Raw genomic sequence first — 14395 nt, 5'->3', positions numbered from 1 at the left:
CACAAGTGGGAAGAAACAGGCAGACGAACCCCACGAATGATTATTCCATCACAGCGTATTTATTTTTTCGGGCGTGGAATAACCTCCAGTGGCGGGCGTCTCCCTGGACCACAGCGTAGTGACTAGCCAGAACTTCATGAACGACATCGACGAACAATTGCGAGAGATCATCCCCAGACTGCGGCGTTTCGCGGTGTCGTTGACGCGTAATTCCAGCAGCGCCGACGATCTCGTGCAGGCGAGCCTTGAACGGGCGCTGTCGAGTTGGGGCGACAAACGTGCGGAAGGCGATTTACGCGCCTGGCTATTTTCGATTCTGTACCGGCAGTTTCTCGATGCGCACCGGCGCTCCCGGCGTTATGCGCGAATGCTCGAATTTTTTACTGGTCGTGACGATGCACAGCCGTCGGTCGAGCGCACGGTGCTCGCCCAATCGACCCTGCACGCGTTCGATCAGCTTGGTAGCGAACAGCGTGCCCTGTTGCTTTGGGTCACGGTTGAAGGTCTGACTTACAAAGAGGTCGCACACATCCTCGATGTGCCCATCGGCACCGTTATGTCGCGCCTCTCTCGTGCCCGCCAGGCCCTGCGCGAACTCAGCGACGGCGAAATCACCCGCCCTTCCCTGCGGAGACTCAAATGATCAGCATGCCCCCGAGCGAGCGCGACCTGCACGCTTACATCGACCATCAGCTCAGCGACGACGACCACCGACTGGTTGAGACTTTTCTGGCGAGCAATGCCGACGTTTCTGCACAGGTGCGCGGCTGGCAACAAGACGCGCAGCAATTGCGTGCTGCCTTGAGCGGCACCCTGCAGCATCCGGCCAATCCGGAGCTTGATCCTGCGTTGATTCGCCGGCGGATGAAACGCCAGTCGCGGCGCCATCTGGCCAGCGCGGCGGTGTTGCTGATCGCAGTGAGCGTCGGCGGGTTCAGCGGTTGGCAAGCCCGAGAAATGACCCTGCTCAGCGCTGCCCAGCCGATGGGCGATGCGATGCAGGCTTACCGCCTGTTCGCTCAACAAGGCATGTTGCCTGCCGACTTCAAAGCCGACGAGGACGGCGACATGCAGGGTTGGCTGGATCGATATTTCAACCAGGCCGATCGCCTGCCGAACCTGTCGCATGCTGGTTTCAAACCGGTCAGCGGACGGCTGCTCAGCACTGAGCAAGGGCCGGCGGCGATGGTGATATATGAGGATCAGGCCGGTCACAAAATCAGCTTTTACGTGCGCCCACCCGGGCCGAAAAATTACCTGTTGCCCCGAGGCAGTCGCAGTGATGGCGAGTTGCAGGCCGACTATTGGTCGGGCGCCGGCTACAACTATGCGATGGTCAGCCCGACGGATATATCGGCTGCGCAGAGGCTTAAGCAGACCGGGCAATTGTGAACCCACCGCCAATCCCTGTGTGAGCGAGTTGCTGCTTTGGTTACACTACGACCCGCTCGCCTGACCATCACCGGATGACTTTCAAGTGGCCGTTCGACCGCCCAACCGTTCGCGCTTCATAATGCGCTGGTCTCCTCTGAGCTGGCTCTTCGGCAAGCACCCCGCGCCCGTGACTGGGGGCCGCGTGGTTCACGACTTTTTCAGGCAACAAGCGCATGTCCACGGTTACACCCTGAGCCACAGCCAGCAGCGGGTCATCGACAGCATGGCGCAGTACGCCACCGAGTTGCTGGGTGCATCGAAGAAACCCTTGCCCGGTTTGTACCTGTACGGCGATGTCGGCCGGGGTAAAAGCTGGCTGCTCGACGGGTTTTACCAGGCGCTTGCGATCCCGCAGAAACAGCGCCTGCACTTTCACCAGTTTTTTGCGCAATTACATCAAGGCATGTTCGCCCATCGCGATCACGCGGACGCGCTGTCGACCACGCTCGACGAAATGCTGCGCGATTGTCGGGTGCTGTGTTTCGATGAGTTTCACGTTCACGATATCGGCGACGCGATGCTGATCAGCCGGTTGTTCAAGGCGCTGTTTCGCCGAGGCATCCTGCTGCTGGTCACCTCCAACTATCCGCCCGAAGGTTTGCTGCCCAACCCGCTTTATCACGCGCGTTTCAAGCCAGTGATCGAGCTGATCAATGCACGTATGCAAGTGATGGAGGTCGGCGGTGATCACGATTACCGCAGTCTGGCGAAACCCCATGCTCATCAGGTATTCACCCGGGGCCGCTACGTCTGGCCGGCCAACGGGGCGCAGCGCCAGGCGCTGAACCTGCCCGCCCCTGACGCTGCCGCCATTGCCCTGCCTGTCGGAACCCGACATCTACGTGCCCGGTATTGCGAGGCACACACCGTCTGTTTTACCTTCAGCGACCTGTGCGATCAGCCCACTGCGGTGGTGGATTATCTGGAGTTGTGCAGGCGCTTTGATCATTGGGTCATCGATGAATTGCCCTTGCTCAATGACTGTTCGATTGCTGCGCAGCAACGGTTCATCAATTTGGTGGACGTTCTTTATGATCAGGACAAGCATCTGATTTTGCTGGGCCAGCACTCGTTGCACGAGAGTCTGAGCGGCGATGCGATTGATCTGGTGCGCACCCGCAGCCGTTTGGGGCAGTTGATGGAGATGAAAGCGTCCTGACGGACGCAACTTTCCCGCTATCATGTCGGCCATTCTCAGGCCCATCGCCCCAATAACTTCGACAGCGAATCCGTTCATGCACACCCTCGCCCAACTGCGCGCCGGCCAATTGTCGGGCATTACTCGCCTGGACCTGTCTTGCGGTCTGACGGAGTTTCCCCAGGAAATTTTCGCTCTGGCCGATTCCCTCGAAGTGCTCAACCTCAGCGGCAACGCTTTGAGCAGCCTGCCCCACGACTTGCATCGCCTGACGCGTCTGCGCGTGCTTTTCTGCTCGGACAACCTGTTCACTGAACTGCCGGCGTGCCTCGGTCAATGCGCGGCGCTGACCATGGTCGGCTTCAAGGCCAACAAAATCGAAACCGTGCCGGGCGATTCACTGCCGGCATTGTTGCAGTGGCTGATCCTGACCGATAACCACATCAGCGAATTGCCGAGCGAGCTGGGCGAACGACCGCATCTGCAAAAACTCATGCTCTCGGGTAATCGCCTGCAGCGTCTGCCTGAAACACTCCGTCAGTGCCATCGGCTGGAACTGATTCGCGTCGCCGCCAACCGTCTTGCCGAACTGCCGCAATGGCTGCTGACGCTACCGAGCCTGAGCTGGCTGGCTTACGCCGGGAATCCGCTGGAAACCGAAGCGGACGCCGCTGCGCTCGACGCGACGCCCGTTATTGCCTGGTCAACGCTGAGCCTTCAAGTGCAATTGGGCGAAGGCGCCTCGGGGGTTATCTACCGGGCGGCATGGCAACGGCCAGATCAACCCGCCACTGAGGTTGCGGTCAAACTGTACAAGGGCGAGATGACCAGCGACGGCTCACCGCTACACGAAATGAATGCCTGCATCACTGCCGGACTGCATGCCCATCTGATCCGCGTTGAAGGCCGCATCGGCGGGCATCCCGAGGCGCAGTCAGGCCTGGTGATGGAGTTGATCGAACCGAGCTTCTGCAATCTCGCCGGACAGCCGAGCCTGGCGTCGTGTACTCGGGACATTTACGTCAGCGACGCGCGTTTCACTGCAGAGGCGGCGTTGCGCATCGCCACCGGTATCGCCTCGGTGGCCGAGCACCTGCACCGGCAGGGCATCACCCACGGCGATCTGTATGCCCACAACATCATGTGCAACGAGCGCGGTGATTGCCTGCTCGGGGACTTCGGCGCGGCGTCTTTCCATGCCACCACAGACAGCCTGGAAAGCCGTGCCTTGCAGCGCATCGAAGTACGCGCATTCGGGGTTCTGTTAGGCGAATTGCTGGAGCGGATTGATTCGGGGTTGAGCGATGAAGCGCGTGTTCGATTGGAGGCGTTGCAGCAACGTTGCTGTGATCCCGATGTACTGGCGCGGCCGGGATTCGGGGAGCTCCTGCGCAAGTTGGCTGCGTTCGCTCATTAACAGGCGGACACAAAATCTGTGGCGAAGGGTGTACCTGTGGCGAGGGGGCTTGCCTGTGGTGAGGGGGCTTGCCCCCGTCGCTTTTGGGGTCGCTTCGCAACCCAACGGGGGCAAGCCCCCTTGCCACAAAACAGCCACCTCGCCACAGACTCAGTGAGTCTCAGCCTGCCAGGCCGACGAACATATCTTGCACATCATCATGGTTATCAAGGCCTTCGAGGAACGCCTCGACTTCAGCCATTTGCTCGTCACTCAGACCACTGACCGGGTTCTTCGGCTTGTAACCCAGCTTCGCCGACAACACCGTGAAACCCTGCTCGGGCAAGGCTTTCTGCACGGCGTCGAGGTCAGCCGCTTCGGTGATGAACAGCGTCGCGCCATCTTCAGCCGGTTCGAAATCCTGCGCGCCTGCTTCGATCGCCGCCATTTCCGGATCGGTATCCGGGCTGTCCGGCGACGCTTCGATCATGCCGACATGGTCGAAGTCCCAAGCCACCGAGCCAGACGCGCCAAGCTGACCCTTGCGGAACGCGACGCGGATTTCGGCGACGGTGCGGTTAATGTTATCGGTCACGCACTCGACGATCAGCGGCACCTGATGCGGTGCGAAACCCTCATAAGTGACGCGGTGGTATTGCACGGTTTCGCCGAGTTGGCCCGAGCCTTTCTTGATCGCACGTTCCAGGGTTTCACGCGGCATCGAGGCTTTTTTCGCCTGCTCGACCACCAGACGCAGGTGGGCGTTGGTGGCGGTGTCAGCACCGTTGCGCGCGGCGATGGTGAGTTCCTTCACCAGTTTGCCGAAGATTTTCCCTTTGGCGTTGGATGCCGCCTCTTTGTGTTTAACCTTCCACTGTGCGCCCATTACTCATTCTCTTGTCTGTGGCGCCGAGACATCTATTGGCCGACGCTTTGCGCAAGTTTATACGGCCTAAAGTTGGCAATCGACCAAAAATTCGTTCACTTCACTGGCCTGCCTAATCGACTTATTCACCCTGGCGTGTAGGGCAATTCTGAAATGTGGGTTCAAGGTGACCCAAAAGGCCCATGGTTTCGTAACCTCAGCGCCGGTCCCCATGGCAGAAGCGTGTTCCATGCAAAATGACAAGGAAAGTCCTTACACCCTGATCCTGCCGGAAGCTGATCTGAGCCTGCAGGTGCTGCAGTTCAGCGGCCAGGAAAAGCTCAACCAGCCTTATCGATTCGAGATTCAGGTGGAGGGTCTGGCCTCGACCCTGGGCCTTGAACAGCTAATGCACCAGCCGGCGTATCTGTGCCTGGAAAGTGATTCGGTCATCCACGGGATGGTACAAAGCGCCACCCGCGAACATCGCGATCAGCACCGGGACAGCTACAGGCTGGTGCTGGTGCCTCACCTTCAACACCTCGACGGGACGCTCAACCGTCGGGTCTTTCATCAACTCGATGTGCCGGCGATTCTGCGCCAATTGCTGCAGGAAAATGCCCTGCCCGCCCGCAGCTATCGCTTTGAGCTACCGGCGGCGCGCTATCCGCTTCGGCCATTTTGCATTCAGTTTGATGAAAGTGATTTGGCGTTTCTGCAACGGCTGTGCGAAGAAGAAGGCATCCACTATCACTTCGAACATCAGCGAGACGGGCATGTGCTGGTCTTTGCCGATGACAGCCTGAGTTTTCCCCAGGAACCGCTGCTGATAGCGTTTTGCGCCAATGCCCCAGCCAACCTCCCTGTGATCAACGAACTGTTTCAGCGCCATATTGCTGCGCCCCTGAGGACCAGCCCAGCCCCTCATTATCCTCATGGAGCGCAGGTGAGCCGACGGACGCTCGAGCGCCTGCGCTGTGGGCACCGGCAAATCCAGGGGCACAGCGAGCACAGTGAAATGCGCAGCGGTCGCATTGTGCAGGTATCGGAACATTCGATGGCGAACTTCAATGATCAGTGGCTGCTGACCGAGGTGCGGCATCAGGGACAACGACCAACGTTGTTGGCCGAGAACACCACCGTGGCCGCCATGGCGTACAAAAACAGGTTCACCGCCATTCCCTGGTCAACTGAGTTTCGACCGCCGTTGACTCAACAAAGGCCCACTATCCCAGGCTATCAGCCCGCACGCGTGTTGGGCCCCATCGGCCAGCCTGCCCGTGTGGATGAGCGCGGACGGATCGCCGTCAAATTGTGGCCCGCAGGGTCGTGCGATGGCGACGAATCCTGCGGTGTGTGGCTGCCCGTCATCCTCGCCGCGCAAATGGACAACATTGAACCTGCCAGACTTCCCGTCGGCGGCGCCGCGGTGCTCGTCAGTTTCCTCGACAGCGATCCCGACCGCCCGGTGTTGTGCGCCATGGCAAGCGCACCGCCGCCCACCGTACGGCGGCCGGGCGGTGATGACCGTCTGCTGCTCGACTGGCTGATCAACCGCTAGCCCTTGTCGGCCTTGCCCGCCGCTGCGGCAAATTTGCCCGGACACATGTCCGGATGAACCGTGCCCGCGAAGGCCCCGACGCGGTTTAGCTACCGGGCGCCAACTCAAAAAAAGCCTGAATCAGACGCAAATCCCGCCGCCGTTCCATACACCCCATCATGTGCCGATTGACCAATCCGTCACCGATAATCGGCACCGCCACCACCCGCGGGTCATGACTGACCTCCAGCGACGACACCACACCCACGCCCAGGTCCGCGGCAACCGCTTCTGTCACCGCTTCCCGACTGTCCAGTTCGAGCAACACCCGCGGGTTGACCCTGGCCTGGGCGCACGCCTCATCAAACGTGCGCCGGGTGATCGAGCCCGGTTCTCGCAACACCATGATCACCTGGTCCAGTTCCTTGAGTTGCACGCCCTTGGATTTCTGCGACCAGGGATGACCGTCCGGCACCAGCGCGCAAATTCGCGACTCGCCCAACGCCTGTAAATGCAGCCCCTTGCGCGGCTCCACTTCAGTCAGAACCGCCACATCGGCATGCTCGGACAACAACACCGCGAGGGTTTCCTGAGCATTGCCCAGACGCAAATTCACAGTAATTCCCGGATAGCGCGCGCGTAAATCAGCCAACATGGGCATGACCATGTGCGGCCCGTCCGCCGCCACTTCCAGACGTCCGGTGAGCAACTGCCGATTGGCCTCGAGCATCACCTGCGCCTCTTCAGCGAGGCCGAACATCGCCCGGGTTACGGCTGCCAGTTTGGTGCCTTCCTCCGTTAGCTCGACCCGACGCGCGGTACGCCGCAGCAAGGTGATCTGGTAATGCTCCTCCAGCGCCTTGATGTGCCCGGTCACCGCAGGCTGACTGATGAACAGCCGCGCTGCCGCCCGGGTAAAGCTGCCTTCGCGCGCCACGGCGTCGAAAGCGCGCAACTGGAACAGGTTCATGAATAACTCTCACTGATGGCTGGCATAACAACAAACAATTTGATTGATAGCTCGGCAAATTGCAATTTAAGCCCCGTAGCTTCATCCCATCGATTGCAAGGACACCACAATGAGTACCGCCGAACCGATCCTGCTGACCCCTGGCCCGTTGACCACTTCGGCCCGCACCCGGCAGGCGATGATGGTCGACCGGGGTTCATGGGATGACCGCGTCAATCTCTTTGCTCGCAAAGAATCGCTGGCCAACGCCGCGGGAAACTCGCATTCGCTGGCGATGGACCTTTTCGACCAGCACACCTACCTGATGAAAACCGGGCAATGACGCTTCACCCCGCCGGCTCACGTGGTCGCCGCGCTGCACGAAGCGCTGCTGCAATACAACGAAGAGGGCGGTTTGCAGGTGCGTCATCAGCGTTATGCCGCCAACTGCAAAGTGTTGCTCGATGACATGGCCAAACTGGGCATTCGCAGCTTCCTGCCCGCTGCGATCCAGGCGCCGATCATCCGAGATGGAAGTACTGGACATTTGATTCACCGCAATCTGTAGAAATCCCCATTGATCAATAGAGGAATTTTTTCGGCCATGAACTACGCAAACCCAACCAAACTCCAGGCCGCGATCCTCGACTGGGCCGGCACCGTGGTCGATTTCGGTTCTTTCGCACCGACGCAGATTTTCGTCGAGGCGTTCGCTGAGTTCGACGTTCAGGTTTCCATCGAAGAAGCTCGCGCGCCGATGGGCATGGGCAAGTGGGATCACATCCGCACGCTGTGCGATCAGCCGCAAGTCGCCGAACGCTATCGCAAAGCCTGCGGCCGCACGCCGACCGACGAGGACGTCACCGCCATTTATCAGCGCTTCATGCCCTTGCAGATCGAGAAAATCGCCGAGCACTCAGCGCTGATCCCCGGTGCGCTGGAGACCATCGCCCACCTGCGTCAACAAGGCATCAAGATCGGCTCCTGCTCCGGTTACCCGAAACAGGTGATGGATAAAGTGGTGAAACTGGCCGCCACCAACGGTTACATCGCTGACCACGTTGTGGCCACCGACGAAGTGCCCAACGGCCGTCCATGGCCGGCTCAGGCGTTGGCCAACGTGATTGCCCTGGGCATCGACGATGTCGCGGCCTGCGTGAAAATCGACGACACCGTGCCTGGCATTCTCGAAGGTCGCCGCGCCGGCATGTGGACCGTGGCGCTGATCTGCTCAGGCAACGCGCTGGGCCTGAATTACCAAGACTATCGCGCACTCGACCGCGACGAACTGGCCAGCGAGCGCAAACGCATTCACGCGCTGTTCGAAGATTCACGTGCGCATTACATGATCGACACCATCACCGATCTGCCGGAAGTGATTGCCGACATCAATCGGCGATTGGCCAAAGGCGAGATGCCGCAAAGCTGCTGATTCATTGCCTTCCCGGTAGGCTAAAACCCCGACGGCCCTGCAAGCCACCGGTGTGAATAAAGATCAGCCGCGTGCCCGGTGCGAACCTGCCAACTTCGATTTGCTGCCTTAGGGCCAAAAGCGCTTTGCCGGTATACAGCGGCTCTAGCGCAACACCACTGGTCCGTTCAGCCTGCTCGATGAATTCGAGCAACGGTTGATCCACTTTGGCAAAGCCACCTCGGCTGGCATCCAGCAACTCATAGGCCGATGCCTGGAGGCCCGCCTCTCGCACAATCGCATCGACACACTGCGCAACACCATGATCACCCGGCACGGCCAACGCCCCAAAAACCGGATGTTCCCCCGCCTCCGCGAGCACCAGCCCCGCCAGCGTCGTGCCCGTCCCGCACGCCAGCCACCAGCCGTCATAATCGTCCCAGCCCAACACGTTTAACTGCTCGCCAACCATCGTCCTCAGTTGCATGCAGCCACGGGCACCGGCCAGACCACCGCCACCTTCCGGCACGGGATGCAGGTCGGGATATTGCGCCAGCCATGGCGTCCAGAATCCGGATTCATGCCGCGCACGATAACCGCCATAACCCAGCCAGTGCAGCTGCATCCCGAACGCCTGCAAGTCCTGCACGGTGGGCGTTACCTGTGGATGCCCACGGAGTAAACCCACGGTGGTGAACCCGAAACGGTTGCCCGCCGCCGCCAATGCATGAAGATGATTGGAGTGAGCGCCGCCCAGACTGATGATGCCTTCGGCCCCGGCCAGGTCAGCGGCTTTGAGGTGCTCGATGAGTTTGAACCACTTGTTGCCGCTGATCAGCGGGTCGATCCGGTCCAGGCGCAGGACGGCCACTTCGATGCCTGATCGGGTGAGCCAATCGAGGTGAAGCGCTTGGAGGGGGGCCTGGGGAAACCAGTCAGATGAGAAAAGCATCGGCGCTGCGCATTCTGCAAATAACGAATTCTACCAGCGTGCACATTCCTGTAGCAGCTGCCGAAGGCGGCGTCCGGCTCGGGGCGCAGCTGCGTCAGCTGGTACAGGGTTTACGTGGGATCAGAGTTGCGCAGCCAGCCGCGATCCCTGATTGATCGCGCGCTTCGCATCCAGCTCTGCCGCGACATCCGCGCCGCCAATCAAATGCACATGCTGCCCCGCTGCAATCAGACCATCAAGCAGCTCGCGCAGCGGATCCTGACCGGCGCAGATCACAATGTTGTCCACTGGCAGCACTTGCGGCTCGCCGGTTTCGCCAATGCGGATGTGCAAACCTTCATCGTCGATGTTCAGGTATTCGACGCTGTTCAGCATCTGCACTCGTTTGTTCTTCAGCCCGGTGCGGTGGATCCAGCCTGTGGTTTTGCCCAAGCCGTCACCGACCTTGGTTTTCTTGCGCTGCAGCAAAAACACTTCCCGCGCCGGCGCATGCGGTTCGGCCTCGATCCCGGCTACACCGCCACGGGCCTCAAGGCGGGTATCAATGCCCCACTCTTTCCAGAATGCCGCCCGGTCAAGACTGGTGGCCAGCCCTTGGTGAACCAGAAATTCCGAGACGTCGAAACCGATGCCACCGGCACCAATCACCGCGACCCGTTTGCCCACCGGTTTACGCTCGAGGATGACGTCGAGATAGCTCAGTACCTTGGCATGCTCAACGCCCGGAATGGCCGGGGTCCTTGGCGCGATGCCCGTGGCCAGAATGATCTCGTCATAACCGCCGGCAACCAGCTGCGCCACATCGACGCGCGTGTTCAGGCACACCTCGACATGGGTAGTCTGCAGTTTGCGATTGAAATAGCGCAGGGTTTCGAAAAACTCTTCCTTGCCCGGCACGCGCTTGGCGATGTTGAACTGGCCGCCGATCTCGCTGGCAGAATCGAACAATGTCACTTGATGGCCGCGCCCGGCCGCCACGGTCGCAGCGGCAAGCCCGGCAGGACCGGCGCCGACCACGGCGATTTTCTTGATCTGCTGCACCGGCAGGTAATTGAGTTCGGTCTCATGGCACGCCCGCGGATTGACCAGGCAACTGGTCAACTTGCCGCCAAACGTGTGATCAAGGCACGCCTGATTACAGCCGATGCAGGTATTGATTTCATCGGCACGACCGGCAGCGGCCTTGTTGACGAAATCCGCATCGGCGAGGAACGGCCGCGCCATGGAGACCATGTCGGCATCACCCTCGGCAAGAATCTGCTCGGCAACTTCCGGGGTATTGATACGGTTGGTGGTGATCAACGGAATACTCACCGAACCCCGCAACTTCGCCGTCACTTTACTGAACGCTGCCCGCGGTACTTTGGTGGCGATGGTCGGGATCCGCGCTTCGTGCCAGCCGATGCCGGTGTTGATGATGGTCGCACCGGCCTGCTCGATGGCTTTGGCCAGCGTGACGATTTCGTCCCAGGTACTGCCACCTTCAACCAGATCGAGCATCGACAGGCGGAAAATAATAATGAAGTTCGGGCCCACGGCTTCACGCACACGGCGCACGATCTCTACCGGCAGGCGCATGCGGTTTTCGTAGCTGCCGCCCCAGCGGTCGGTACGGTGGTTGGTGTGAGCCGCGAGGAACTGGTTAATGAAATAACCTTCGGAGCCCATGATTTCGACGCCGTCGTACTCGGCTTTTTGCGCCAGGGTCGCGCACGTCACGAAATCACTGATCTGCTTTTCGATGCCTTCCTCGTCCAGTTCTTTGGGCTTGAACGGGTTGATCGGTGCCTGGATGGCGCTTGGCGCGACTTGCTTCGGGCTGTAGGCATAACGCCCGGCGTGCAGAATTTGCATGCAGATCTTGCCGCCCGCCTCGTGCACCGCGCGCGTGACGATTTGATGCTTGAGCGCTTCTTCGTCGGTGGTCAGTTTGGCGGCGCCGGCGTACACGCCGCCTTCGTCGTTCGGGCCAATCCCACCCGTCACCATCAGGCCGACGCCGCCGCGTGCGCGTTCGGCAAAATACGCAGCCATGCGTTCAAAACCGCCGGGCTTTTCTTCAAGACCGGTGTGCATCGAACCCATCAGGGTACGGTTGCGCAGTGTGGTGAAACCCAGGTCGAGCGGGGCCAACAGGTGCGGGTAATGAGCGGCGGCCATCGGTAACTCCACAACGAGCGATCACGGAAAATGTGGGGGCTCTGCGGCGCCCCTCTGTCATGTGTTACAGATTATGAGCACAACGGCTGCCGCTCAATGACCGAAACTGACAACTTATTGATCCAAATGCGCAACGGCGCTTGGCAAGCGCCGGGATGCGCCCTACCCTAGCAGCGAATCCTGTACACGGCTGTCGACTGTTTTCCCATGCGCAAACTTTTGTACCTGACCTTTTCCATGGCATTGATTGCCGCCCTGACGACCTACGCAATGTGGGCCGCGGATCGCCCGGCGGGTCATTACCTGTCGGACCTGCGCATCGACCTCGCCGTCGATCAGGGCACGCCCGCCGATCGCGGCAACCTGCTGGGCATCCAGCCCGAACTGTTTCCCACCGACTATCAGAGCCCCGAGCGCCTGCATCGCAAGCTCGCGGCTTATCTGCAGAAAGCTCGGCAACAGGGCTTGTTGAACGAAAAAACCATCGTCGTCCTGCCGGAACACATCGGCACCTGGTTGATGGTCAGCGGTGAGAAAGACGAGTTGTATCAGGCTGCGACCATCAAGGAAGCCATGAATTGGCTGGCCGTCAGCAACCCGTTGCAGTTCGCGCGTGCATTGATCAGTGCCGAGGGCGAAAATCGTCTGGATGACGCTCATCTGCGCATGAAGGCCAAACGCATGGCGCAGGATTACCAGGCGCTGTTCGGTGGCCTGGCGAAGGAATTTCGTGTAACCCTGGTCGCAGGCTCCATTGTCCTGCCCGAGCCCAGGGTCATCGACGGCACGCTGAAAACCGGTGGCGGTCCGCTCTATAACAGCAGCGTGGTATTCGGCCGCGACGGGCTGCCGATCGGCCAGCCGCAGCGCCAGATGCATCCGATCTTCGCTGAACACGAAGTCATCAAGGCCAATGGCGAGCACACGCTCAATGTCGTCGACACCCCGGCCGGGCGACTGGGCGTGATGATCGGCAGCGACAGCTGGTACCCGGCCAATTACCGCACACTCGACAGTCAGGGCGCGCAGCTGATTGCGGTCCCGGCGTTCCTTAGCGGACGCGGTACCTGGGAAAAACCTTGGCGCGGTTACAAAGGCCTGTCGACACCGGGCTCCGTCAGCCTCAAGCCCGGCGAACTCAGCGAAGGCCAGGCCTGGCATCGCCTGACACTGACTGCGCAGCCGCCCAGCAGTCAGGCCATTGCCGGCATGAGCGTGTTCCTGCGCGGTCAGTTCTGGGACCAGGCGAGCGCCGGCCAGAGCTTCCTCAGCAGCAACGGGCAGCACTTCGCGGACGGCGACCGCCGTGGCGCGCGCTTGTTGAATATCTGGCTGTAAGCATGAAGCCCATGCCGATGCGCCTTGGGGATCTGTCGGTGGGTTTCGTCCATAGCCTCGTCGACGCCATGCGCAGCCATGGCGTCGACCCCCAGCCCTTGCTCGAACAATATGGCCTGGACACCGCGCGACTCAGCGAAGCGGGAGCGCGGTTATCGATTCCGCGCTACATGCGTCTGGGTCACGGCGCCATTCAACTCACGGCGGACCCGGCACTGGGCTTGCGCATGGGCCGTTTGAGCCGTTTGAGCCAGGCGGGTCTTGCCGGCGTCACCGCCGCCCAGGCACCGACCGTGAGGGAAGCGGCGCGCTGCCTGATCCGTTTCGAAGCATTGTATGGCTCCAACTATCGGGGGCAATCGAGTTTTCACGAGGACAGCCAAGGGGCTTGGCTGCGCTTTTACTCCATCAGCCCCTACAACACCTATAACCGCTTCGTGGTGGATTCGATCATCGCAGGATGGTTGCAGCAATTGTCCAGCGTCAGCGCTACTGTACTGCAGGCCGAGCGCATCGAGATCGAATTCGAACAGCCCATTTACGTGGACGCCTACGCAGCGCTTGGCGCCTGCCCGATTCAGTTCGGCGCGGAACAAAATCAACTGCGCTTGAGCCTGGCCAGCCTCGCCCTGCGAAATCCAGTGCACTGCCCCAGTACGTGGCGCCACTTGCTGCAATTGTGTGAACGGGAACTGGAGCAATTGACACGCACCCGTAGCTTGCGCGAACGCATCACTCAGCTAGTGGGGCCGTTACTCAATGGCGGCCGGGAACCCGACCTGGAAGAAGTGGCGGCACGCCTGAAGCTGCCCACCTGGACCTTGCGTCGCAAACTCGCCGAAGAAGGCACGCAGTTCCGTGCGATTCTCAACGACACCCGTCGCGACCTGGCCATGACTTATATTCGCGACACCGAACTGGCCTTCGGGGAAATCGCTTACCTGTTAGGCTTCGCATCGGCCGAAGCCTTCCAGCGTGCTTTTAAACGCTGGAGCGGACAGACGCCCGGCGAATTTCGCCGAAGCCATCGTCAGACCGCCTGATTCCTACAGCTCGGTAGCGTCTTCAGCAGGCTCGAGCGGGTCCAGTTCAAACGCCTGAAACTCCAGCAACTCTTCTTGATAATCGTCCATATCCAATTCTCCACGCTTGAAAAAAATGCCTGAATCAATGACCTGTAAAATGAGCATAAAGTGCCCGCGTGAAAGAAAA

The 14395-nt window shown here is 60.3% G+C and carries 13 protein-coding genes and 1 pseudogene; 9 read left to right on the top strand and 5 right to left on the bottom strand.

Annotation, left to right across the window (positions count from 1 at the left end):
- Nucleotides 1–136 precede the first annotated feature (136 nt).
- The 4 genes from ACYZT1_RS09370 to ACYZT1_RS09355 all read left to right on the top strand — a co-directional run bounded on the left by ACYZT1_RS09370 (nucleotide 137) and on the right by ACYZT1_RS09355 (nucleotide 3989).
- On the top strand, nucleotides 137–643 hold the full coding sequence (locus ACYZT1_RS09370) for a sigma-70 family RNA polymerase sigma factor (RefSeq protein ID WP_462019214.1): 507 nt from the start codon (nucleotides 137–139) through the stop codon (nucleotides 641–643).
- The gene (locus tag ACYZT1_RS09365; protein ID WP_462018676.1) at nucleotides 640–1392 is read left to right on the top strand and encodes an anti-sigma factor family protein; all 753 of its coding nucleotides are present in this window, start codon (nucleotides 640–642) and stop codon (nucleotides 1390–1392) included. Before ACYZT1_RS09370 ends, ACYZT1_RS09365 begins: the two co-directional genes overlap by 4 nt.
- Nucleotides 1393–1477: 85 nt before the next feature.
- On the top strand, nucleotides 1478–2593 hold the full coding sequence (gene zapE, locus ACYZT1_RS09360) for a cell division protein ZapE (protein ID WP_462018675.1): 1116 nt from the start codon (nucleotides 1478–1480) through the stop codon (nucleotides 2591–2593).
- Between the two features lie 76 nt (nucleotides 2594–2669).
- Nucleotides 2670–3989, top strand: a complete 1320-nt coding sequence (locus ACYZT1_RS09355; RefSeq protein ID WP_462018674.1) for a leucine-rich repeat-containing protein kinase family protein — start codon at nucleotides 2670–2672, stop codon at nucleotides 3987–3989.
- A gap of 160 nt (nucleotides 3990–4149) precedes the next feature.
- Here the strand turns inward: ACYZT1_RS09355 and ACYZT1_RS09350 are convergent, their stop codons facing one another.
- Entirely contained in the window at nucleotides 4150–4854 is a 705-nt protein-coding gene (locus ACYZT1_RS09350; RefSeq protein ID WP_462018673.1) for a YebC/PmpR family DNA-binding transcriptional regulator, read from the bottom strand.
- Nucleotides 4855–5083: 229 nt separating this feature from the next.
- Between ACYZT1_RS09350 and ACYZT1_RS09345 the strand changes: the two genes are divergently transcribed.
- A complete protein-coding gene (locus tag ACYZT1_RS09345) occupies nucleotides 5084–6394 on the top strand; it encodes a type VI secretion system Vgr family protein (protein WP_462018672.1) in 1311 nt (436 codons plus the stop codon).
- Nucleotides 6395–6479: 85 nt separating this feature from the next.
- On the opposite strand, the gene ACYZT1_RS09340 is transcribed toward ACYZT1_RS09345, so the two are convergent.
- Entirely contained in the window at nucleotides 6480–7343 is an 864-nt protein-coding gene (locus tag ACYZT1_RS09340; protein WP_462018671.1) for a LysR substrate-binding domain-containing protein, read from the bottom strand.
- 217 nt (nucleotides 7344–7560) lie between these two features.
- On the opposite strand from ACYZT1_RS09340, the pseudogene ACYZT1_RS09335 reads away from it, so the two are divergent.
- Nucleotides 7561–7848 (top strand): annotated as a pseudogene (locus tag ACYZT1_RS09335) (2-aminoethylphosphonate--pyruvate transaminase); the annotation flags it as partial.
- 78 nt (nucleotides 7849–7926) lie between these two features.
- Nucleotides 7927–8754: a phosphonoacetaldehyde hydrolase gene (gene phnX, locus ACYZT1_RS09330; RefSeq protein WP_462018670.1), complete on the top strand. Its 828-nt coding sequence runs from the start codon at nucleotides 7927–7929 to the stop codon at nucleotides 8752–8754.
- Between the two features lies 1 nt (nucleotide 8755).
- On the opposite strand, the gene ACYZT1_RS09325 is transcribed toward phnX, so the two are convergent.
- Together ACYZT1_RS09325 and ACYZT1_RS09320 are read right to left on the bottom strand one after the other, a co-directional pair.
- Nucleotides 8756–9685, bottom strand: a complete 930-nt coding sequence (locus ACYZT1_RS09325) for a 1-aminocyclopropane-1-carboxylate deaminase/D-cysteine desulfhydrase (RefSeq protein ID WP_462018669.1) — start codon at nucleotides 9683–9685, stop codon at nucleotides 8756–8758.
- A gap of 120 nt (nucleotides 9686–9805) precedes the next feature.
- Nucleotides 9806–11845, bottom strand: coding sequence for an oxidoreductase (locus ACYZT1_RS09320; RefSeq protein ID WP_462018668.1), 2040 nt, complete (start codon nucleotides 11843–11845; stop codon nucleotides 9806–9808).
- A gap of 207 nt (nucleotides 11846–12052) precedes the next feature.
- On the opposite strand from ACYZT1_RS09320, the gene ACYZT1_RS09315 reads away from it, so the two are divergent.
- Both ACYZT1_RS09315 and ACYZT1_RS09310 read left to right on the top strand, forming a co-directional pair.
- The gene (locus ACYZT1_RS09315; RefSeq protein WP_462018667.1) at nucleotides 12053–13183 is read left to right on the top strand and encodes a carbon-nitrogen hydrolase family protein; all 1131 of its coding nucleotides are present in this window, start codon (nucleotides 12053–12055) and stop codon (nucleotides 13181–13183) included.
- A 2-nt stretch (nucleotides 13184–13185) separates the two neighbouring features.
- Complete coding sequence (locus tag ACYZT1_RS09310) at nucleotides 13186–14226, top strand: AraC family transcriptional regulator (RefSeq protein WP_462018666.1); 1041 nt, start codon at nucleotides 13186–13188, stop codon at nucleotides 14224–14226.
- Nucleotides 14227–14229: 3 nt separating this feature from the next.
- Here the strand turns inward: ACYZT1_RS09310 and ACYZT1_RS09305 are convergent, their stop codons facing one another.
- The gene (locus tag ACYZT1_RS09305) at nucleotides 14230–14373 is read right to left on the bottom strand and encodes a hypothetical protein (RefSeq protein ID WP_462018665.1); all 144 of its coding nucleotides are present in this window, start codon (nucleotides 14371–14373) and stop codon (nucleotides 14230–14232) included.
- Between the last annotated feature and the right edge of the window lie 22 nt (nucleotides 14374–14395).

The organism is Pseudomonas sp. PB3P13 (assembly GCF_054897735.1).
This window is presented reverse-complemented; position numbering and strand designations above follow the sequence as displayed.